Genomic DNA, 20,964 nt, shown 5'->3' on the forward strand with positions numbered 1-20,964 from the left:
TTATCGCCCAAACTGGTTAAATTTTAACAGTGACAACTATCCTGCCAGAGGGGGATATTGGCACTCTGGGCTGGTGACAAAATGCTGTCTAAGATAGATGAAAGCCCGGATACGATTGGTGTGATAGCATTGAGATGGGTAGGAGACGATGTTGAAAAATGGGCAAAGAAACATGGAGCCAGAAAACTGCCAACTAAGATGAGCTCCTAAAAGGAAGGATGGCAATTAATTCTTAATTTCAGTGAGTTCTACCACGTGTGTCTCATGTTTACATTTAGTTAATAATAATGGTAGGTGATCAGAATGAGTAATGATGTATCAATAGCTGAGATAGTGGTCGGTGAGGCAAGAATTAGCTTTGAAGTTCCGACCAACCTTTACGATATTATCTCTGAGCATGCGAAGTCAGAAGAGCTTAAGCTATATAGTTACAATGCAGAATCAATCATCGATATGTTGAGAAGCTTCGTTCCTGATGATAAAAAGCCGCCAACTCATCGCCAAGAGTCTTATGCAAAAACCATTGCGAAAGCATTGAACATCGAGCTTCCTGATGAAGTATTGATTTCAAGTGAATCTTGTAGTGAATTTCTGGATAAGTACTCAGAGCAATATCTGGAGCATAAGTCGAGGATTTCCGAGTTTCGTTCTAGAAACAAATATCTGATTTCTACTGCCAATAGAGTAGGTCGTTGGCAATCAGCCAAAATGCTACTAGAGCAAGGTACACCAATCGAACAAGTTGCTGGTGAGTTTGAAGTAAAACCTCCAACGATCGAAAAATACGTACATCAATTTTTCGAATGGCACCAAAATGCTTTAGAGGATGGTACTTATGAAACCGTTCAAAAGCTAATACAGAGACAGAACAATGGTGAAGACATCTATGCGTTATATGATGAGCCTTTAGCGTAATGATCGTGAGTGTCTCATTGTTGGAATGAATCTTTTAAATTTGGTTGTATGAATATTATGGCGTTCATACATGATGTGTAAGGAGTTATGAGATTTGGACTTTTCTCGGCACAAACAAAAAAATGGTGTGGTTAAGTGTTACGCCTACTATGAGTATGAAACGCTTCCTGAATCACAAAGAACTAAGCAGAAAGGTGAGTTGTACTGCTATGGCTGTAATGCACCGACCAAGTTTTCTAAATCATCTATAGATGGTAAGCAGGCATGCTTTGGGTTAATGCCTGGCAGGAAACATGAAAAGCACTGTGAAGAAATCAAAAAAACAAATGAAGGAGCTACGAAAAGAAGAAAACTTGAAGAAAAACATTACATTGAAGCCGTAGAGAAAATCCAAAACTCGACAGATGAAATTGAAATTGATTCAGAATCATTAGCGCTTTTTGAAAAAATAGAAACCAAAGTGGGCAAAACCTGCGAAAGTACAAGGCCTCGTCAGAGTTCGTCAAAAGCCGTGGGGTCAAGCAAAAGGCATGCTATTGATAGTGAACAGATTCGTAGCTCGCGTAAGAATTTAGTCCAACTGCTGAAGTTTTGCCTTTACTCATCCCGCTTCCTCAAAGGGAAAGGCCTTACCTTAAAGTTTAAAGGGCGGAGCTATGAATCAGTTGAGAGGATTAAACAGTTTTTTCAAGCGAATAGTATTTCAAATACAAAAATACCGTACTTCTTTTATGGTTCGATCCGAGGCACTGATGAGTCTTTAACGTTCATTCACGTTGGTGCAGAAAAAGTTCAAGTTATTATCGATGAATCTATACGAAATCATTTTTGGAATGCTTTGGAGGTTGATAAATATTGGCAACTTTTAGATGCCCAAATAATTTGCTTTGGATGGTTGAATCGTAGTGAAAGTGGAAACTGTTCCATCAAGATTAAAGATATGTGTGATATCGCAATTATTGATGTAAAAGTGAACCCTGATTTTGAGTCGCACAGCACAGTTGATAGCCAAAATATTGAAGAGGTGAGTAAGCCAATCGTTAAATCGGAAACAACTGTTCAAGAGTATGAGGAGAGTGAACGAAGCAAGCTAGGTTTTAATGATGCTAAAGGTATTGAAGATGTTGAACGGGTAGCTGAAAATATAGAATGTTCAAAAACTGCCATGACATATTCAGCGGAAAATGAAGATGTTTTAAAACAACAGATGTTTGATCAATCTCAGCAGGTTAGTACGAATGAAAAGCAAAAAGGCTCATGGTGGGGAGCAATACTATCATTTTTCAAAAGTTAGCAAGCCACTCTATTGCTATATCGAGCAAACCTCTTTATCAAAATGAAAGTTATTGATTACCGATTAATGTAAGGTCCAATCAATAAAAAATTTGATATTCAGGCTATTAATAGCATGGTGTTTGGCGTATCTCAGGAAAAAGAATGATGGATCTGTATACGAACCGAATCTCAAAAAATGACTTCATTAAACATGGAATTATTGAGTATGTTGAAAATGGTATGGATATTTTGGGTGGCAAAATAACTCTACTTGGGTCTGCCAACCTTACTCGTTCAGCCATTTTTTCTAGCCAATAAGTGATGGCAGGAATTGAATCTGATGGCGGCTGGTTCGCAGATCTCCAAGAATTATTTGGTGAATACTGGGATGAATCTGAAGTTCTGACCAAAGATGCCATCAAACAATATCTCACTACCTACGAGAGGCTCTCGAATATAAACAAGAAGCTCGTTTGTTTGTCTCCGTATCAAAGGTATTGCTGGAGCCAATGAGTGTATGGAGCATGAATAGTATTGTGCCATTCTTCTAAGTGTAACCATAAAGCTATATATTGCCGATGATTCAATCATTTGATGATAGGTGAGGGTATAATGAAGGGTATTGTTGCTATGCTTTACTTTAATTTCTTATTAAAGCAATAGCTTAGGCTGATATGGGCGGCGTGATGTAAATCATCCCCCTTTCTCGTAACAGAGAAAGTCATACATAAGCTTTAGAAAACGGAGACTTCGGTCTCCGTTTTTTTATGCTTTGAAATCGTCACTCCCGACAGCGAGGCACGAGCGTGATAGGGAATCTTTATCGTCTACTTATAGAAACCTGACTGCCGATGGTTACTCTTGCCTCTCATGATATCCTCCGCTCAATATTGCTCTTTATGATTTTGGGTCTTATATTCAATGGTACAGTTATGACATTGATTTAACATGGATAGCTGTTGAGTGAAGGACAATAAATACTTGATTGAATATAGATTAATCAAGTCAACAATAAGTCAGTGGAGACTCCCCAATGAAAAAATTACTTTCAGTACTTGCTGTATCTGCAGCGGTAATGGCACCTGCAGCATTTGCTTCTTCGCCTGTTATGTTTTCAACGATCAATGGTTTCAACGCTCCGAATTCAGATGCGGTTGGCGGTGTACGTCTGGCTCTGCTTCACGGGCAAGCCAATGACCTTAAAGGTGTCGACCTTGCAGTTGTTGGTATGTCTGAGACGCAAACCACGACAGGTGTGAACCTTGGTATTTTTGGTGCATCAAAAGTAAACCAAGAAATGACAGGTGCTTCACTAGGTTTCTTTAACTGGAACACAGGTAAAACAACAGGTGTTAACCTAGGTGCAGTTAACATTACTAATGATGTAAAAGGCGCGAACGTGAGTTTCGTAAACTATTCTGAAGGGAACACTATGGTGGATGTAGGCGCTGCGAACCTTTCAGAGGTGTCGACGGTTCAGGTTGGTATCTTCAACAAAACCAACAAGATCGAAGGTGTACAGATTGGTTTGATCAACTGTGCTGACAATGGTTTTTTCCCGTGCTTCCCAATTGTGAATTTCGCTAAGTAAGACGGTAGCCGCGCTGGTTTCAATATTGGTGAGCGACGTTCTTACCAAGGCTTAAAGCTATCCATGATTGAACCTATCAACGCCTTTACTTCTATGTTTAGGCGTTATTCTACATCTGCTATCTCACTCCTTTAACGTTACTGTAAGCATGTTGTTTTATACTCTTGTTGCGATGTTCTCACTTGTGGGTACAATGTGCGCTAAATTTTCAACGATGACTTATATGCTTTGATTAATCCCCATACCGTCGATTTTAAAAAGGCTTTCTTAAGTCTGACCGCCAGTTTTTTAGTGGTTTTTAGCTTGTTACTTGTTGATTCAGCGGAAGAGTCAGAAAAGCAGTATGGAATTGAAAACCAAGGCGTGACACGCTCTTTAGCGGAGCTTACACAGATTATTAATGCGCTTGAATATAATATTACCGCACTTTATCCGCTGCATGGGGATACCTACGTATTCTCACATGAGCAAAAGGTCGAAGGTGATACGTGTTACTTCATTAGTGAAGAGCAAGCTGCCCCTCGATTTGATTTTATGTTCTCTGGGCCAAGTGAGATGTGCGATCTAAAGTCGGAGCTTCATTTAGAAGCAGGTAGGCGCATGTTTATCGCGCCCACCATGGCTTACTTTGCGAATACCATTGATACCATCTCTGCGATTTACTTTATCTCCAAAGATAAATTTATTATATCGTCGCCTTCCGATTTCGCCCGTTACATTAAAGGTGACACCTTTGATTCAGTCGTCAATAGTCGCCCTTATTGGGTGAATACGATTCGTTTTGGCTTAGCTCAGGGTCAAGATCAAGTGGTGTATACCGGCCAATACGATGACTACCTAACAGGGAAGAAGGTAGTGACCTTAACCAAAGGTATCTATGTTGATGGTGAGTTTAAAGGAGTACTCGGTGTTGATGGTTACGTCTCTAATCTCGTCTCGAATCCCGTTCATGGATACAAGGTGACGAGCGCAAGAGGAGTAAACAAATATGGGCTGTTGGACTTTACCTATTCACGACCTTTGTACGTCGATGGAATTAATACTGAGTTATACCTGACTATTGAAGAAGGAAAGAGTGAGCACTTCTTACATTTGCTGGAACTTGAGCGGGTTCAATTACTGATTTTGTTAGCTTTGTACTTTATCTCAGCACTATGGTTGTGGCGGTTTTATACCAAGCAAGAGCACAAGCGATTGAAGAATTTAGCGATGCTCGACCCATTGACTGGTTTATATAATCGGCGTGGTTTTGAAGCTCGGTTGCTGAACCAAAATGAGGAGCCAATTATTGGTGTTGGCGTATTTGATATCGATGATTTCAAAGTGGTGAATGATCAGTATGGTCATAAGGTAGGAGATGAGGTGATTTGCCATGTTGCTCAGTTAATGCTGAACAGCGTTAGGCAGAAAGATATCGTGGCGAGATTTGGTGATGAAGAGTTTGTTGTCGCGATTACGGGCGAATCATCCGAATTACTTTCATCGATCTTTGAACGAATTCAAAATGACATTAGTTTACAAAGTTATCGATGTGCGACCGGTGACAAGATTAATATATCAGTCTCTGGGGGAGCGACGCTTTACTCTCTGTACAAGTTCGACAGCATTGGACACTTGTGGGAAAACCAGAGTATTCGTTCATCAGATGAGCAGCTTTATAAGGCGAAGGCCGCAGGCAAGAATCAAGTGTCTATTCACGTACATTAATCTGTGAACTGCAGTTTAGAGCTTAGTCGTTTGCTAGGCTCTTTTTTATCTAAGGAAAAAGACCCTTAAGATGAAACAGTAGCTAAGAATAAAATGCAGATAAGGCCAAATGTCTTCCGACGAGGTGTTACTTCTTCACGCGGACTTTTCTCATCCACTTCTGATGAACACCACGTCGTAAGCTCTGGAAGCTGTTTTCTACTTTGTCGACACCAAGCAGAATCACTAGCGCCATTAGCGTGATAATAACCGACTGCGAAAGGTGGCCAAGTGCGATCATCATACCTAATGCAGCGAGTACCCAGATAATCGCCGCTGACGTGACACCATGAATCTTTCCATCTAATGTCATCATTACCCCAGCACCAAGGAATCCAACCCCCGTAATTATCTGACCAAGTACACGAGCTTGATCGAGAGTGTTGGGGGATAGGCTAATCGCCATGGTGAGGAAGAAGTAAGTACCGCTAATGATAAGGATCGATGTCCGGATCCCGACGGGTTTGCCGCGTGTTTGCCTTTCGATGCCGATTAACGAACCACACAGCATACACACAGCAAGGCCTGCCCAGCTAAAGGGGGCAAGGTTGAGAGTTTGTTCTATAAATTGTGACATATCACCCCTCCTAAAAATTTAGAATAGAGTCGAGTATGCTAATAATAGACCGGACGATCGAACAAAAACTTTTTACCTTAACGATTGATATGAATGATGAGTGGCTGGTTGAGAAGAGGGGAGTGTTTTGGCCGCTTCTTGGTGCTCAAGATGGTAAGAGGCGACGAAGGATCGAGATAGGGTTATTCAATATGCAGGTCGAGTGGTGTTTTGCTGCTGCGGCCGCCAATTTCACGAGTTAACTTAGGTACTAGGTAGCCCGAAACCTCAGCGATCAAACCCTTGAAGTGCATCTTTGCTTCTTCATCTGAAATATAGAAGTGAGCGGCACCCTGAACTTTATCAAGTACATGCATATAGTAAGGTAAAATGCCGGCGTCGAATAGCTTTTCGCTCAACTCTTTCAATGAGTTAGCGCTGTTGTTCACGCCTTTAAGCATCACGCCTTGATTAAGCAGAATCACACCAGCTTGCTTCAGCTTATGGAAGGCTTGTTTGAGCTCTAAGTTAACTTCATTGGCATGATTAATATGGCTGACCATCACCACATTGAGGCGAGTTCGGGCTAGCATATGGCACAGTTCATCGGTCACACGTGCTGGAATCACAACCGGTAGTCGGCTATGAATTCGAACGGTTGTCACATGTCGAATTTGTTCGATAGCATGGATCAGCCTCTCTAATTCAGAGTCTTTTGCCATTAGTGGATCGCCGCCAGATAAGATCACTTCGTTGATCTCTGGATGAGTTGCCACATAGTCGAGGCTGGTTTGCCACACCGACTTTGAACCCTTGTTATCTTGATACGGAAAATGACGACGGAAGCAGTAACGACAGTTAATGGCACAACCGCCTTTTACTATCATCAATGCACGGTTTTTGTATTTGTGCAGTAGCCCCGGAATCGCGTTGTCTTGCTCTTCCAAAGGATCGGCGGAATAGCCCTGATGAACCTCAAATTCTTCGTTTAGCGGTAAAACCTGTCGCAGCAAAGGGTCGTGTGGGTTGCCTTTTTCCATTCGCTCCACAAAACTAAGAGGAACTCGAAGTGCAAACAGCTCACGTGCTGCGAATCCTTTTTGCCACGGTGTTGGGTCTATTTCCAATGCTTCAAGCAGTTTTGTCGGGTCAGAGATCGCATTCGATAGTTGTTTGAGCCAGTTTTGCTCAACAGATTCGACTTTTCGGGTTATGATATGCGGCATTGAAATTAACTCAAAGATGTGGAAGATTAAATCATGGCGTCAGTAAGCACCAATGAATTCAAAGGCGGTTTAAAATTCATGTTGGATAACGAGCCTTGCTCAATTATCGAAAATGAATACGTTAAGCCAGGTAAAGGCCAGGCGTTTAACCGTGTTAAACTTCGTAAACTGCTGTCAGGCAAAGTGTTAGAGAAAACATTTAAGTCAGGCGATACAGTAGAACTAGCGGACGTTGTTGACGTTGAACTAGGCTACCTATACAGCGATGGCGAATTCTACCACTTCATGAACAACGAAACATTCGAGCAAATCGCGGCTGAAGTAAAAGCAGTGGGCGATACAGCTAAATGGTTAGTTGAAAACGACGTATGTACTCTAACGTTGTGGAATGATAACCCTATCACAGTAACTCCACCAAACTTTGTTGAGATTGCAGTAACAGAAACCGATCCTGGTCTTAAAGGCGACACGCAAGGTACTGGCGGTAAGCCTGCAACTCTAGCAACAGGCGCAGTAGTTCGCGTACCTCTATTCATCGCAATCGGTGAAGTTGTTAAAGTTGATACTCGTACTGGCGAATACGTTGGTCGTGTGAAGTAATTCACTTCAAGTATCTGAAAAGGTCGCTTAGGCGGCCTTTTTTGTATCTCAAGATCGGGGGAATAGTAAGTTAAAACAGGTGTGAGATACGAAAAGAAGAGCCGAGCCAGAGAGATATGACATGCGGAAAATAACAAATAAGCAGAACAAGATTATCTTGTTCTGCTTTTATTTTTTAGCACTTAGCTTCTCGGTTACCTGAATCTTCTCTTAGATCATAAAGATGAAAATAACAGACAACGCGCTGATTAGGCCTGCGAAGAAGTAGCAGCCCACTTTACCTGCAACGCCGACGTGGAACTTAAGGTCGTGCATGCCGTGGTGAAGACGGTGCATTGCATGCCACATTGGCAGTGCTAGCGTACCGATGATGAACAGTGCACCGATAATGCTGGTGGCAAATTCAGACGCACGTTCGTAGCTCATTGCGTCCGCATCGATAATGCCCATTGGCACTAAGATACCTAACACTAGAATCGTGATTGGTTTGATCATCGCGAACCAAGTACCGCCAGCGCCAAATAGGCCCCACCAGATTGGCTCATCAGAACGTTGCGGATTGTGGTTAACAGGTTTCACTTTGTAATTTGTGTTCATAACGAAAGCTCCCTACACCACAACAAGAACGATTAAAGAAATAAAAGCCACCGCTGCCCACTGAGTCAGTACGATGATTCTTTTATCTACCAGTTTGCCTTTAAGGCGGATTGGCATGACTTGAGGCATCATGCTGAAGAAGGTCTGAGCATGCAGTAAGCTGCCAAGCAGTGCCACGATGTTGATACCAACAATGATAGGGTTAGCCATAAAGCTCAACCAACCTGCCCACGCTTCAGGGCCTTTCACTAGTGCACCCAAACCGAAGGTTAGGAACAGAGTGAATAGAATCAAAGGCAGTACAGTCGCTTCACGCAGCATGTAGAAGCGGTAGAACGGATGGTTGCTCCACCATGTTCTCTTCATCTCACGAACATAAGGCTTACGATTACTCATACTATGCCTCCTCTGCTGTTTTTGCTTGGTTCTTGCTAACTGATGTACCGTCTGGCTTGAACATCGAGATAACGAAGTCCATTGAAGACTCAACTTTACCTTGGTTTACTGCAGCCGCTGGGTCTACTTTCTTCGGACATACTTCAGAACAGTAACCAACGAACGTACAGCCCCAAGCGCCGTTTTCACCATTGATAAGCTTCATGCGCTCATCTTTACCGTTGTCACGGCTATCTAGGTTGTAACGGTGAGCAAGAGTCAGAGCCGCAGGGCCGATGAACTCAGGGTTTAGACCGAACTGAGGACACGCTGCGTAACACAAACCACAGTTGATGCAGCCAGCGAACTGTTTGTACTTCGCCATTTGCTCTGGAGTTTGGATGTTAGTGCCGTCTTCTGGCTTACGGTCGTTACCAATGATGTAAGGTTTGATTGCTTCAAGGCGTTCGATGAACGGCGTCATGTCGACAATCAAATCTTTTTCGATTGGGAAGTTGGCCAAAGGCTCAATCTTGAAGCCATTCGGGTAATCACGTAAGAAGCTCTTGCATGCCAGTTTTGGCACGCCATCAACCATGATGCCGCAAGAACCACAAATCGCCATACGACAAGACCAACGGTAAGACAGGTCTTTATCTAGGTTATCTTTGATGTAACCGATCGCATCAAGTACTGACATAGTTTCATCAAATGGCACTTCAAAGGTTTGAAAGTGAGGTTCTGCATCGTGCTCAGGATCATAACGCAGGATTTCAATTTTTTGGATTCGATTCGCTGACATTATACTTGCTCCTCTTCGCTCTTCTTCGCATTCTCTTCTGCTGCTTTTTCAGCGGCAGCGGCTTTCTCTGCAGCCTCACCGTACAGACGAGCTTTAGGTTGAGATTTGGTAATCTTAACGCCGCTGTAGTCGATGGTTGGTGCTGCATCTTCGTTGTAGAAAGATAGAGAGTGTTTCAGGAAGTTCACGTCATCACGTTCTGTGCAGTTGTCGTCTAGACGTTGGTGTGCACCGCGAGACTCTTTACGAAGGATTGCTGAGTGAACCATGGCTTCTGCAACTTCAAGGCCGTAACCCACTTCGATAGCGTAAAGTAGGTCAGTGTTGAACACTTTGCCTTTGTCTTTAATGCTGATCTTCTTGTAACGAGCTTTCAGTTCAGTGATTTTGTCGATGGTCTTTTGCATCAAGTCTTCTTGACGGTAGATACCACAACCCGCTTCCATGGTGTGACCCATTTCAGTACGGATATCAGCCCAGTTCTCATCGCCTTCTTGGTTGAGTAGACCTGCGATGCGATCTTCAACCGCTTTCACTTGCTTAGCGATAGACTCTTCGTTCCAACCTTTGAATTCAGCTGCACGTTTCACTGCTTGTTCACCCGCTACGCGACCAAAGACAACGAACTCAGCCAGAGAGTTAGAGCCTAGGCGGTTTGCACCGTGTAGGCCAACAGAAGCACATTCACCAACAGCAAATAGGCCTTTGATGCGAGTTTCACAGGTACCGTTAGTTTCAATACCACCCATGGTGTAGTGAACGGTTGGGCGAATTGGGATTGGCTCTTTTGCTGGGTCTACGTTTACGTACGCTTTTGCAAGCTCACAGATAAACGGAAGACGCTCTTGCAGGTACTCTTCACCAAGGTGGCGAAGGTCAAGGTGTACGACATCACCAAGTGGGTGCTTGATGGTGTTGCCTTTCTGCTGCTCGTGCCAGAATGCTTGAGAAACTTTGTCACGAGGACCCAGTTCCATGTATTTGTTTTTCGGCTCGCCCACTGGAGTTTCAGGGCCCATGCCGTAATCTTGCAGGTAACGGTAGCCGTTCTTGTTGACGATGATACCGCCTTCACCACGACAACCTTCGGTCATCAAGATGCCAGTGCCCGGTAGGCCTGTTGGGTGGTATTGAACGAACTCCATATCACGCAGTGGTACACCGTGGCGATAAGCCATTGCCATACCGTCGCCAGTTACGATGCCGCCGTTGGTATTACAGTGGTAAACACGACCTGCGCCACCGGTTGCTAGAACAACAGATTTTGCTTTGATGGTAACAAGCTCACCTTCAGACATGTGAATCGCGATTAGGCCTTGTACTTCGCCATCTTCAACGAGCAAATCCACCACAAAGTACTCATCAAATCGTTTGATTGTGTCGTACTTCATCGAAGTCTGGAACAGAGTATGAAGCATGTGGAAGCCGGTTTTATCCGCTGCGAACCACGTTCTCTCTACCTTCATACCGCCGAATCGGCGTACGTTTACTTCACCGTTTTCTTTACGACTCCATGGGCAGCCCCATTGTTCCATTTGGATCATTTCGCGAGTCGAGTTTTCAACAAAGTATTCAACAACATCCTGTTCACATAGCCAGTCGCCACCACCAACAGTATCGTTGAAGTGGTTATCTAGGCTATCTTCGTCTTTAATTACCGCTGCTGAACCGCCTTCTGCCGCTACCGTGTGCGAACGCATTGGGTAAACTTTAGAAATCAGTGCTACTTCCAGTTCAGGATTAGCTTCAGCCGCAGCAATAGCTGTACGAAGACCAGCGCCGCCTGCGCCGATGACTGCGATATCTGTGGTAATTGTCTTCACAGTTATTCTCCAGTGTGATGCGGAGTATTCCGCTTGTAATTATAAAAAGCCTATTTAGGAGGTTCTAAATCGTAGGAACTATTTAGCGCCCCTAAGCCTTAAGTGGTAGGTTCAGTGTAAGAGAGGAAGGTATTCGAAAAGTTGATGCATTTGGGTTTTTAGGTCGGTAATGCATATGGAGGCATAGAAATTATAGGTTATGTGACTGCAATCACGGCAATGAATTGTTGATAACGATTAACCCACAGGACGGGTGTTAACGGCTTGTTGAGTATGATTTTTGTTATCAATGTTGATGTGAAATCTGTATTGATAATTGTATTGTAGAACGTAATTTTCTGGCTTCATTAAAACAACATTTTGCTTTCACGAATAGAAAGATAGAAGCTTACAAAAGCGATGAAAGGTGGTAATTTTCGTCGTCTAAAATTCAGTAATATGGAACTCAATAATGCACTCTACATGGCAACCGGCCGCAACCATTAAGCAGTTAAAGCAACGTGCTGATATCCTAAATCAAATTCGTCAGTTCTTTGTTGAGCGAAACGTGATGGAAGTGGATACGCCTGCGATGAGCCACGCCACGGTGACGGATGTGCATTTACATACCTTCAAAACTGAATTCGTAGGGCCGGGTTATGCGCACGGCCAGCCACTGTTCTTTATGACGAGCCCAGAGTTTCATATGAAACGACTGTTAGCGGCGGGCAGTGGCTGTATCTACCAAATTTGTAAGTCTTTTCGTAACGAAGAAAATGGCCGTTATCACAACCCTGAGTTCACTATGTTGGAGTGGTATCGCGTTGGTTTTGATCATCATGACCTGATGGATGAAATGGATTTGCTGTTACAGCAGGTGCTTAAATCAGGCTCAGCACAGCGAATGACTTACCAACAAGCCTTTATTGATGTGTTAGGTGTGTGTCCACTGGAAGATTCGATGGATACGCTAAAGCAAGCTGCGGCGAAACTAGGGCTTAGCGACATAGCTGACCCCGAGCAAGATCGCGATACGTTATTGCAGCTTCTTTTCAGTATTGGGGTCGAGGCGAAAATAGGCCAACGGGTGCCTGCGTTTGTGTATGACTTCCCAGCATCGCAAGCAGCGTTAGCTAAGATCAATCCAAACGATTCACGAGTCGCCGATCGCTTTGAGGTGTATTTCAAAGGAATTGAGTTAGCAAACGGCTTCCATGAACTCGATAAACCGCAAGAACAACTTAAGCGCTTTGAAGATGATAATACCAAACGTATTGAGATGGGCTTATCACCTCAACCGATTGATCATCACTTGATTGAGGCATTAAAAGCGGGCTTACCAGATTGTGCGGGTGTTGCTTTGGGTATCGACCGTCTGATCATGCTGGCGCTGGGCTACGACCATATCGATGATGTGACGGCTTTCCCGTTCCCGCGCTCTTAGCTCTCTATTCAGTTAGTCCTACTTACCGTTTGGCTAACTGACCAGAATTCCGGTGCCACTAGCTAACCAAGATACCAGTACCCACTACGGCAACAATGGCACCTATCCAAGCGTAGGCATTTGGCCTCTGTTTGGTGTACAACCAGAGTATTGGTAACAACATGATGGGTGTGGTCGAAGATAACAGTGCGACCATACCGACATTGCCTTCCTGCAACGCATACAAGATCAGCGTCATTCCCACCGCCATCGCTAAAAAGCCGTTAACCGCGGTAATCGCGAATATCTGCTTATTCATTGGGTTAAGTGAGCGTGAAAGTTTGGCGCCTGTTAAACGAAATGCGGAGTGAGCAACAAAAGCGGTGATCATTCGAATGGCAGAAGCGGCAACAGGGTCGATACTGGTTTGCATCACGGGTTTGGCAATGATGCCACCCAATGCTTGGCAGATCGCTGCGGTGATTCCCAGTGCGACACCAATCCACACGGTGCCCTTGATGGTTTCAAGCTGGTTGTTGGCTTGTCCTCGACGACCAAAGAATATCGCAGTTAATACACCACTAAACACCAAAGCCGAGCCCATCAGCTCAACAGAAGTCATGCTTTCACTAAACAGGAAGTAACCAAGAATCGCCGAGAACACGGCGTGACAAGAGAACAGTAAACCCGCTTGGCGCGGTCCCATTCGGTTCAAACAGGCAAATAGGGCGGTATCACCAATGAATATACCAATCAGGCCAGATAGCATCATCGGCGTGATTAGATTGGCTTCGACAGTTGACCAACCTCCGGTAAACCAAGCCATGCTCGATAAGATGATCGCGGTACAACCCATTCTCCAACGGCTATAGGCGAAAGAACCTAAGTGTTGGGCTGGCTTTACTGACATTAGGCTCGCAATGGCCCAAAGAAAAGCGGCAGCTAGAGCTAACCATTCAAATCCCATCTGAATAACATCCTTGTGTCTGGGATAAATTAGCTCATCAATATGCATCAAACCGAACTGAGAACAAAGTGATTCTTATGAAAGAACTACTTTGTTTCAGTTATTAGTTTATGTCAGCTGTCGCTCGGTGGTGTGATTCACTTACTTTGCTTGAGTCGCGCTATACCTTAAAGCGCTCCACGTCTTGGCGCATCGACTCGGCAGCGCTACTCATTTCATTTGAGCTATTGCGACTGCTTTCAGCTTGCTGTGCAAGGTCATCAGAGGCATCCTTGATTCCTTGCGTATTACGGCTGATGTCTTCGCTGACCGCGCGTTGCTCTTCCGCAGCACTCGCTATTTGCAGCGCCATATCGTTGATTTCAGTGATTGCCTGAGTGATCTTAGTCAGGCTGCCATGAGCTTGTTCTGCGAAGCCAACGCTGTTCTCTGCCAGTTGAGTGCTGGTGGTCATGCTTTCAACGGCATGTTCGGTATTTTTCTGCAGCGTATCAATCATCACGCGGATTTCTTCGGTCGAGCCATGCGTTCTTTGGCTGAGCACTCGGACTTCATCGGCGACAACGGCAAATCCACGACCTTGTTCACCCGCACGAGCGGCTTCAATCGCGGCATTCAATGCCAACAGGTTGGTCTGTTCGGCAATGCCTTGAATGGTGGATAGGATCTGGTTGATGCTTTGAGCATTACTCTCTAATTCACGAATAACATTGGCTGCATCTTCAACCTGAGTTGCAAGGCCTGTAATCGCATCGCGGTTTTGTTGGATAACCTCTTGGCCTTCGTTACAAGCGGTAGCGGATGCCTGAGAAGCGGAGGCGGTTAATTCGGCATGGCTGGCCACTTCAGCTGCGGTGGCGGACATTTCATGAATCGCCGTCGCAATTTGGTTGATGTCGTTTTGTTGATTCTCGACTCGAATCGAAGATTGCGTAGCCAGTTGATTGGCTTTTTCCGCATGGTTGTTTAAGTCGTGACTGTGCTCGATTACGCCCTTAAGCATGCTCTGCATCTGGCTCAAGAACTGGTTCACGAGCTCGGCAAGTTTGCCAATTTCATCCATGCGCTTGATATCAATACGCTGAGTCAGGTCGCCTCTGCCTTGAGCAAGCTGAGTCAGTGCTTCAGACAATGTTTGCAGTGGGTGCAGCAAGCGGTTAATCACCATCGTGCTCGCAATCGAAATGACGATGTATAAAATCAAAGAGGTAAGCGTGATAAATTGAATGGCATCGGATACCGCAGAAAATGCCATTTCTTTATCGATCACAATACCCAATGACCAATCGGTATTCGGAACGTTAGCGATGTAGACCATTTTATCGCCTTGACCAGGCCAAGTTAACGTCGTGATCATTTGGTTTTGGAGCAGTTGTGATACTTTGTCGACCGTTAGCTCAGGGTTCAAATTCGTCAGTGGTTTCTGACTCAACTCTTCATCACTGTAGGCGACGATGTTGTTATTACCGTCGACTAAAAAAGCAAAACCGTCATTATCGAGTTTTACATTGAGTACGGTATCAATAATGCTGGTTACGGTTAAGTCTGCCGCGATAACCCCCTGTCTTTCACCATTAAATGCTTTAGCGAAACTGATGACAATGCTGCCGTCAAAATCTTGATAAGGTTCGGTAATGATGAGTTCGGATGTCGCGTTTGCATCTTTATACCAAGGGCGGGATCGTGGGTCGTAGTCTGCTGGCCAATCCTCAGCCTTGTCGCCATAAGCTATATTGCCATCGCTGAATCCTGCATAAACAGACAAGAATTGCCCCGCTTGCTTGGTGATCAATAACTCGCGATCAGAGTTGCTATTGCTTGAAATGGTCGATTCATTGGCAAGCATCATATCACTGCGGATTGATAACCAATAGGCAATGTAGTTCGTCGTACCAACACTCACGTTTTTCACCTGTTGGTTGATCGCAACTTCAGTTTCTTGAGTAAGCTGATTAACAGATATCCAAGCTTGAGCGCCACTTACGACGGCAATAATAACCGCGATAGCGATCTGAATTTTGAACTTAATAGTATGTCTCAAGGTTTATCCCTCCTTCTTGGATAAAAGGCTAATAACAGCGACGCGTTGGATTGCGAACGGATGTGTCTCTGCTAGGTGTCTAGTGTCGTTATATTTAAAGTTCGAAACGTGTTGAAAATCATAATTTAAATATATATATGATTATTTTTAATAAACAGTGAAGTGGAATCACAATTGGTTGCTGCTAAGGTGTTAATTGTTATCAGGATTTATCGTATTAGTTAAAACCTGGTAGCCCGCCAGCTAGCGAGATCACGATTACTAGCTGGACGGAAGGGAGGCATTGACGTGCTAAGTGATAATAAACAGCGCGAGGTAGACCATCAGTAAGCCGACAATCCCTAAGATGATACCCATCTTCGCCATATCTTTGCTTTCGATAAGCCCAGTTGAGTAAGCCAGCGAGTTTGGTGGCGTCGATACTGGAAGAATCATCCCGAGCGATGCCGAGAAGGCTACCACAACCAGCAAGCCTTGTAAGCCTCCAATTGCTACTAGGCTTTCCATAGAAGCGCCAATCGCAGCTGCTATCGGCATCAGCAAGTTTGCGGTAGCTGTATTTGACATGAAATTAGCCATTAGCCAACACACGATAGACAGCGTTAGTACCACTGCAGTCGGCGAGAGCGATTCATAATCAATCGCGTGTGCGAGTGCAGCGGCTAAGCCTGTTTTATCCAAGCCAATCCCAATCGCAATACCACCCGCAACCAGCCACAACACATCCCAGTTAATCAGCTTGAGTTCTTCTTTACCCATGATGCCAGTGAGAGTAAAAACAGCCAGTGGAATGATAGAGACCACATAAGTGTTCATGCCATGCAGTTTGGTGGTCATCCACAATAAGATTGTCGCAGCGAAGGTGACGTAAACCACAATCGCTCGCCAGCTCTTTCTAAATTGTCCATCAAGCTTGAGAACCATATTTCTTTCTTTAGAAGGGAAGAGTTTTTGTAGGAGAAACCAAGCGATGGTGAGTTGGATGATCACAAAGGGTAAGCCCATCATCATCCAGCTAAGAAAGTCGATACTGTTCTCGCCAGTTAGGTATTGCAGAGCGATCGCATTGGGTGGTGTACCTATGGGTGTCGCGATACCACCGGTATTGGCGGCGATTGGAATACACAACACGAGCGCTTTAATCCCCATGTCGCCTTTTGGTGCAGAGGCTACGATAGGACCTAGCAATGCGAGCATCATTACCGTTGTTGCGGTATTTGACATGAACATTGAGAACACGGCGGTGATAAGCATTAAACCCAGCATAATAAAGCGCGGTTCTGTGCCAAATGGTTTGAGCAGCACGCGAGCTAAATTGTTGTCGAGTTCGTATTTGGATGCGGATATCGCAAGAGCAAAGCCACCCATGAAAAGGATGATGATTGGTGACGAAAATGCACCGAAGATGTCGGTATATTTGATTAATTCACCGAGATCGTGTCCTGCTGGTGGGTTTCTAAATAGATGTAAACCCTTGTCGGAAATCATCACCAGTTCAAGCGCAATGATCAGAATTGACGTGGCGAATACTGGAACGGGTTCAAGCACCCACAGTAGAGCTGCTAGTAAGAATATCGCCAACAAGCGGTGTTGAATCAGCGTGAGGTCATCGATAGGTATGGAATCTATTGGCATGAATAACACGCCTAAGGGAATCGCAAAACAAATCAACAGCTTGACCAGAACGCCAATATTGAGTTTAGGCATGTACAAAGACCCCATGAATAAAATATCTTCAAATAGAGTAAGTTATCTGGATTTTTGGTACTTGGAGACGGGTTGTAAAATCGAAAAGTTGTTTAAGGTTTCGACAGTTGTTTTGCTTTTGGTCAATATTTCATCTGGGCAATTAGAGGCAAGAGTGAGAAGCAGCAGGTGGCTGGGCAGGGGGGAGGATTGAGGTTTGAAAGCTTGGGTTGTTAGAGCTTGAGTAGGAAACGAATTGGTAGAGTTCAGAAAAAGGCGCGTTCTTCTCTGATATAGAAAAAGTAACGCGCCTTTAAACTAAATGAGTTAACTCAGATCGTTAAGCTTGGTCAGTGTTCTCTGCTGAATCAACAGCTTCAGTCTCAACGTCTTTACCCGCAATGTGCGCGAAAGGAGTGCCTAGAACGGTTTTCTCACCATTCTGCATAGTGTCGTCAAACTTGATTGCATCTTTAGCGAACAGGTTGATAACCGTTGAACCAAGCTTGAAGCGACCCATCTCTTCGCCTTTCTTCAAGATAATAGATTTATCACCTTGTGCTGGGTAATCCCACTTGTAAACCGAGTTACCGCGAGGTGGCGTGATGGTGCCAGCCCATACTTGCTCGATGCTACCTACGATAGTTGCACCAACCAGCACTTGTGCCATTGGGCCAAACTCAGTATCAAAGATACAAACCACACGTTCGTTACGTGCGAATAGGTTTGGAACGTTCTCTGCCGTTAACGGGTTAACTGAGAACAGGTCTCCGGGAACGTAGATCATCTGACGCAGTGTGCCGTCGCATGGCATGTGCACACGGTGATAATCACTTGGCGACAAGTAAAGCGTTGCGAATTCACCGTCTTTAAACTCATCGGCTAGGTCTGCATCACCACCAAGCAACTCACGTGCTGAGTAGTTATGGTTTTTAGCTTGAATCAGTTGACCATCAGTAATTGGGCCAAACTGACTTACACGTGCATCAGCAGGGTGAACAATAACAGAGTCACCTTCTGCGATAGGGCGCATGCCTTCTTTCAATTCACGTACGAAGAATTCATTGAATGTCTTAAAGTGTTTTGGATCGCTATGCAGCGCTTCATCCATGTTCACTTTGTATTGCTTGATGAACCAGTTAATGATCGCTGTCGTTAAACCACCCGCTTTAGCAGACGCCAGTTTACCAACTAAACGAGTCAGGCCATGTTGTGGGATCCAGTACTGCAATCCAACTTTAATCTTATCCATTGTATTAATTTTCCAATGCTAATTGTTTTTCAATTAAATCTGTCGATGACGGTTTAGGGCGCGAGATGTTACTTAAGTTCGCGCCAATTGTCAGTAAATGCACACATTTGTTCACAAAAACGCGATTAGAGATCGGCTTTCTTGCTTCGTGAGTACTGACGGTTATCTTTGTTGTCAGCCATTGTTTCAATAATGCGATGGTAGCTAGCAAAACGTAAGCGGCTAATTTTTCCGTCTTCAACGGCTTCACGCAGAAGACATCCTGGGTCGTCATTGTGTTTACAGTCGCGGAACTTACAGCCACCTAGGTATGGCTTGAATTCAATGAAAGCATCTGTGACTTCATCGGGTTCTAAATGCCATAGGCCGAATTCACGTACCCCTGGGGAATCGATAAGATCACCACCAGAAGGGAAGTGATACAAACGCGCTGCTGTGGTGGTGTGTTGACCCAGTCCTGAGTTTTCAGAAACTGCGCCTTCTTCAATGTCCAATGTTGGCATCAGTGCATTCACTACGCTGGATTTACCTACGCCAGATTGACCAACGAAAATGTTGATACGATCTTTCAGTTCAGCTTCCAACTCTTTGATGCCGTAACCCGACTCTTTACTCACAAACATGACTTTATAGCCGATTTTCTCGTATATCTTCAGTGTTTCGCGGTATTCGCTAATTTGTTGTTCTGTCAGCAAGTCGACTTTATTGAGTACAACTAAAGGGGCGATATTCACCGTTTCAGAGGCGATCAAGTAGCGGTCGATGATATTAAGTGATAGCTCTGGTAGTACAGCTGAAACGATAACCATTTGGTCTACGTTTGCGGCAACCGGTTTGAGGCCGTCATAGTAGTCAGGGCGAGTTAGCATTGATGTTCTTGGCTCAACGGCTTCGACAACACCGGAGATGCCAGCCATTGACTCAAGCCCTGCGCGCCAAGTTACTCGGTCACCAGAAACTAAAGTCTCAATACTACGGCGTAAGTTACAACGGTGAACTTCGTTGGTTTCAAGATCTTCGATATCGGCATGTTGACCAAAGCGCGTAATCACGAGTCCGCTTTTTGTTCCGCCAAGCATGTTCTCGTCCCATTGGATAGAATCTTCTTTCTTGAGTCGCTTGTTCTGGTTGCTACGTACGCGACGTACCTGACCTTTGGTTAACTTCTTTTTTTTAGCCACAATTTTTCACTTAACACATCTAACTTGATGATTGGGAACTCAAACAGGATGTTGCTACTGCCATATGATTTCGATGGCTCTAAAGCTAGTTTGAGTATAGTTATTTGGGTATAGTACCTCTTTTATACATAAACAAATAGGCGACGCCTTATGTCCTTTAGCGATCAGAACCTGATTTGGGTTGATCTCGAGATGACAGGACTTGATCCTGAAACTCATAAAATCATTGAAATTGCTACTATCGTTACTGATAGTGAGCTTAATATCCTGGCTGAAGGACCTGTTTTGGCTATTCACCAACCTCAGAGTGAATTGGACAAGATGGACGAGTGGTGCACAACGACTCACACCGGTAGTGGCCTAGTGAAACGAATTCAAGACAGTACAGTTTCAGAGCAAGATGCCATTCAACAAACGATTGAGTTTCTGGAAAAATGGGTACCAAAAGGTAAGTCACCAATTTGTGGCAACAGCATTGGTCAAGATCGCCGATTCTTATACAAGCATATGCCAGAGCTGGAAGAGTACTTCCACTACCGTTATGTTGATGTTAGCACCCTAAAAGAGCTGACTCGCCGTTGGAAGCCTGAAGTGTTAGATGGTTTTTCTAAGTCGGGAAGCCACCTTGCATTAGACGATATTCGAGAGTCTATTGCTGAGCTGCAGTACTATCGAAAAACGATTATTAACATCTAATCAGATCAAATGTTCACGTTTATCTAACTTTTCAGGGACATAAGAGCTATTTTTTTTGCAAATATGTGTGCTTTTACAGCAGTTGAGTAAAAACTTGCTGATTTTTGCATTAAGGACTTGCATCACAAAAAAATGCTCTTATAATTCGCAGCCCTGAACGGCGAAAGACGTTTTCAGTTTGCGATACTAGCTCAGTTGGTAGAGCGCAACCTTGCCAAGGTTGAGGTCATCGG

General features: G+C 44.4%; 19 protein-coding genes. 8 read left to right on the forward strand and 11 right to left on the reverse strand.

Going from position 1 to position 20,964, the window contains the following annotated elements; all coding sequences use genetic code 11:
• Positions 1-303: 303 nt before the first annotated feature.
• The 5 genes from AB6D80_RS20865 (at position 304) to AB6D80_RS20885 (ending at position 5,488) form a co-directional block, all read left to right on the forward strand.
• Positions 304-915: a hypothetical protein gene (locus tag AB6D80_RS20865; RefSeq protein ID WP_372048753.1), complete on the forward strand. Its 612-nt coding sequence runs from the start codon at positions 304-306 to the stop codon at positions 913-915.
• Positions 916-1,009: 94 nt separating this feature from the next.
• Positions 1,010-2,209, forward strand: coding sequence for a hypothetical protein (locus AB6D80_RS20870; protein WP_372189476.1), 1,200 nt, complete (start codon positions 1,010-1,012; stop codon positions 2,207-2,209).
• A 143-nt stretch (positions 2,210-2,352) separates the two neighbouring features.
• Positions 2,353-2,508, forward strand: a complete 156-nt coding sequence (locus AB6D80_RS20875; protein WP_372048755.1) for a hypothetical protein — start codon at positions 2,353-2,355, stop codon at positions 2,506-2,508.
• 715 nt (positions 2,509-3,223) lie between these two features.
• Positions 3,224-3,781, forward strand: coding sequence for a VC2662 family protein (locus AB6D80_RS20880; protein ID WP_372189478.1), 558 nt, complete (start codon positions 3,224-3,226; stop codon positions 3,779-3,781).
• A 273-nt stretch (positions 3,782-4,054) separates the two neighbouring features.
• Positions 4,055-5,488 (forward strand): sensor domain-containing diguanylate cyclase, encoded by a 1,434-nt coding sequence (locus tag AB6D80_RS20885; protein ID WP_135385301.1) that lies wholly within the window; start codon positions 4,055-4,057, stop codon positions 5,486-5,488.
• Positions 5,489-5,615: 127 nt separating this feature from the next.
• Here the strand turns inward: AB6D80_RS20885 and AB6D80_RS20890 are convergent, their stop codons facing one another.
• Together AB6D80_RS20890 and epmB are read right to left on the reverse strand one after the other, a co-directional pair.
• Positions 5,616-6,104, reverse strand: a complete 489-nt coding sequence (locus AB6D80_RS20890; RefSeq protein WP_065680355.1) for an MgtC/SapB family protein — start codon at positions 6,102-6,104, stop codon at positions 5,616-5,618.
• Between the two features lie 182 nt (positions 6,105-6,286).
• Complete coding sequence (gene epmB, locus AB6D80_RS20895) at positions 6,287-7,309, reverse strand: EF-P beta-lysylation protein EpmB (RefSeq protein WP_135385109.1); 1,023 nt, start codon at positions 7,307-7,309, stop codon at positions 6,287-6,289.
• Between the two features lie 33 nt (positions 7,310-7,342).
• Here epmB and efp point away from each other — a divergent pair, with 33 nt between their 5' ends.
• Entirely contained in the window at positions 7,343-7,909 is a 567-nt protein-coding gene (gene efp, locus AB6D80_RS20900; RefSeq protein WP_135385108.1) for an elongation factor P, read from the forward strand.
• A 210-nt stretch (positions 7,910-8,119) separates the two neighbouring features.
• Here the strand turns inward: efp and frdD are convergent, their stop codons facing one another.
• From frdD to frdA, 4 genes are read right to left on the reverse strand one after another with little or no spacing between them, the layout of a single operon-like run.
• Positions 8,120-8,506, reverse strand: a complete 387-nt coding sequence (frdD, locus tag AB6D80_RS20905) for a fumarate reductase subunit FrdD (protein WP_135385107.1) — start codon at positions 8,504-8,506, stop codon at positions 8,120-8,122.
• Positions 8,507-8,518: 12 nt separating this feature from the next.
• A complete protein-coding gene (gene frdC, locus AB6D80_RS20910; protein WP_135385105.1) occupies positions 8,519-8,902 on the reverse strand; it encodes a fumarate reductase subunit FrdC in 384 nt (127 codons plus the stop codon).
• 1 nt (position 8,903) lies between these two features.
• On the reverse strand, positions 8,904-9,683 hold the full coding sequence (locus AB6D80_RS20915; RefSeq protein WP_135385104.1) for a succinate dehydrogenase/fumarate reductase iron-sulfur subunit: 780 nt from the start codon (positions 9,681-9,683) through the stop codon (positions 8,904-8,906).
• Positions 9,683-11,506 (reverse strand): fumarate reductase (quinol) flavoprotein subunit, encoded by a 1,824-nt coding sequence (gene frdA, locus AB6D80_RS20920; protein ID WP_135385103.1) that lies wholly within the window; start codon positions 11,504-11,506, stop codon positions 9,683-9,685. Before frdA ends, AB6D80_RS20915 begins: the two co-directional genes overlap by 1 nt.
• Positions 11,507-11,957: 451 nt before the next feature.
• Here frdA and epmA point away from each other — a divergent pair, with 451 nt between their 5' ends.
• Entirely contained in the window at positions 11,958-12,929 is a 972-nt protein-coding gene (gene epmA, locus AB6D80_RS20925; protein WP_372189482.1) for an elongation factor P--(R)-beta-lysine ligase, read from the forward strand.
• A 58-nt stretch (positions 12,930-12,987) separates the two neighbouring features.
• Here epmA and AB6D80_RS20930 read toward each other — a convergent pair whose 3' ends face one another.
• From AB6D80_RS20930 to rsgA, 5 genes are all read right to left on the reverse strand, one after another.
• Positions 12,988-13,875, reverse strand: coding sequence for a DMT family transporter (locus AB6D80_RS20930; protein WP_372189484.1), 888 nt, complete (start codon positions 13,873-13,875; stop codon positions 12,988-12,990).
• Positions 13,876-14,035: 160 nt separating this feature from the next.
• On the reverse strand, positions 14,036-15,916 hold the full coding sequence (locus AB6D80_RS20935) for a methyl-accepting chemotaxis protein (RefSeq protein ID WP_372189486.1): 1,881 nt from the start codon (positions 15,914-15,916) through the stop codon (positions 14,036-14,038).
• Positions 15,917-16,207: 291 nt separating this feature from the next.
• Positions 16,208-17,623 (reverse strand): DASS family sodium-coupled anion symporter, encoded by a 1,416-nt coding sequence (locus tag AB6D80_RS20940; protein ID WP_041472727.1) that lies wholly within the window; start codon positions 17,621-17,623, stop codon positions 16,208-16,210.
• Between the two features lie 319 nt (positions 17,624-17,942).
• A complete protein-coding gene (gene asd / locus AB6D80_RS20945) occupies positions 17,943-18,854 on the reverse strand; it encodes an archaetidylserine decarboxylase (RefSeq protein ID WP_009847911.1) in 912 nt (303 codons plus the stop codon).
• 125 nt (positions 18,855-18,979) lie between these two features.
• A complete protein-coding gene (gene rsgA / locus AB6D80_RS20950; RefSeq protein ID WP_012603102.1) occupies positions 18,980-20,035 on the reverse strand; it encodes a small ribosomal subunit biogenesis GTPase RsgA in 1,056 nt (351 codons plus the stop codon).
• 150 nt (positions 20,036-20,185) lie between these two features.
• Between rsgA and orn the strand changes: the two genes are divergently transcribed.
• Positions 20,186-20,731, forward strand: coding sequence for an oligoribonuclease (orn, locus tag AB6D80_RS20955; RefSeq protein ID WP_012603103.1), 546 nt, complete (start codon positions 20,186-20,188; stop codon positions 20,729-20,731).
• Positions 20,732-20,964: the final 233 nt, after the last annotated feature.

It is taken from the genome of Vibrio sp. 10N.247.310.17, from assembly GCF_041466605.1.
GTDB classification, from domain to species: Bacteria; Pseudomonadota; Gammaproteobacteria; order Enterobacterales; family Vibrionaceae; genus Vibrio; species Vibrio tasmaniensis_A.

Excerpts from the sequence above, each read along its gene's own strand:
- epmB (WP_135385109.1), bottom strand. The coding sequence starts at position 7,309 with ATGCCGCATATCATAACCCGAAAAGTCGAATCTGTTGAGCAAAACTGG.
- frdC (WP_135385105.1), bottom strand. The coding sequence starts at position 8,902 with ATGAGTAATCGTAAGCCTTATGTTCGTGAGATGAAGAGAACATGGTGG.
- AB6D80_RS20865 (WP_372048753.1), top strand. The coding sequence starts at position 304 with ATGAGTAATGATGTATCAATAGCTGAGATAGTGGTCGGTGAGGCAAGA.
- AB6D80_RS20930 (WP_372189484.1), bottom strand. The coding sequence starts at position 13,875 with ATGGGATTTGAATGGTTAGCTCTAGCTGCCGCTTTTCTTTGGGCCATT.
- epmA (WP_372189482.1), top strand. The coding sequence starts at position 11,958 with ATGCACTCTACATGGCAACCGGCCGCAACCATTAAGCAGTTAAAGCAA.
- AB6D80_RS20915 (WP_135385104.1), bottom strand. The coding sequence starts at position 9,683 with ATGTCAGCGAATCGAATCCAAAAAATTGAAATCCTGCGTTATGATCCT.
- frdD (WP_135385107.1), bottom strand. The coding sequence starts at position 8,506 with ATGAACACAAATTACAAAGTGAAACCTGTTAACCACAATCCGCAACGT.
- AB6D80_RS20880 (WP_372189478.1), top strand. The coding sequence starts at position 3,224 with ATGAAAAAATTACTTTCAGTACTTGCTGTATCTGCAGCGGTAATGGCA.
- AB6D80_RS20890 (WP_065680355.1), bottom strand. The coding sequence starts at position 6,104 with ATGTCACAATTTATAGAACAAACTCTCAACCTTGCCCCCTTTAGCTGG.
- AB6D80_RS20875 (WP_372048755.1), top strand. The coding sequence starts at position 2,353 with ATGATGGATCTGTATACGAACCGAATCTCAAAAAATGACTTCATTAAA.
- orn (WP_012603103.1), top strand. The coding sequence starts at position 20,186 with ATGTCCTTTAGCGATCAGAACCTGATTTGGGTTGATCTCGAGATGACA.
- asd (WP_009847911.1), bottom strand. The coding sequence starts at position 18,854 with ATGGATAAGATTAAAGTTGGATTGCAGTACTGGATCCCACAACATGGC.
- efp (WP_135385108.1), top strand. The coding sequence starts at position 7,343 with ATGGCGTCAGTAAGCACCAATGAATTCAAAGGCGGTTTAAAATTCATG.
- AB6D80_RS20940 (WP_041472727.1), bottom strand. The coding sequence starts at position 17,623 with ATGCCTAAACTCAATATTGGCGTTCTGGTCAAGCTGTTGATTTGTTTT.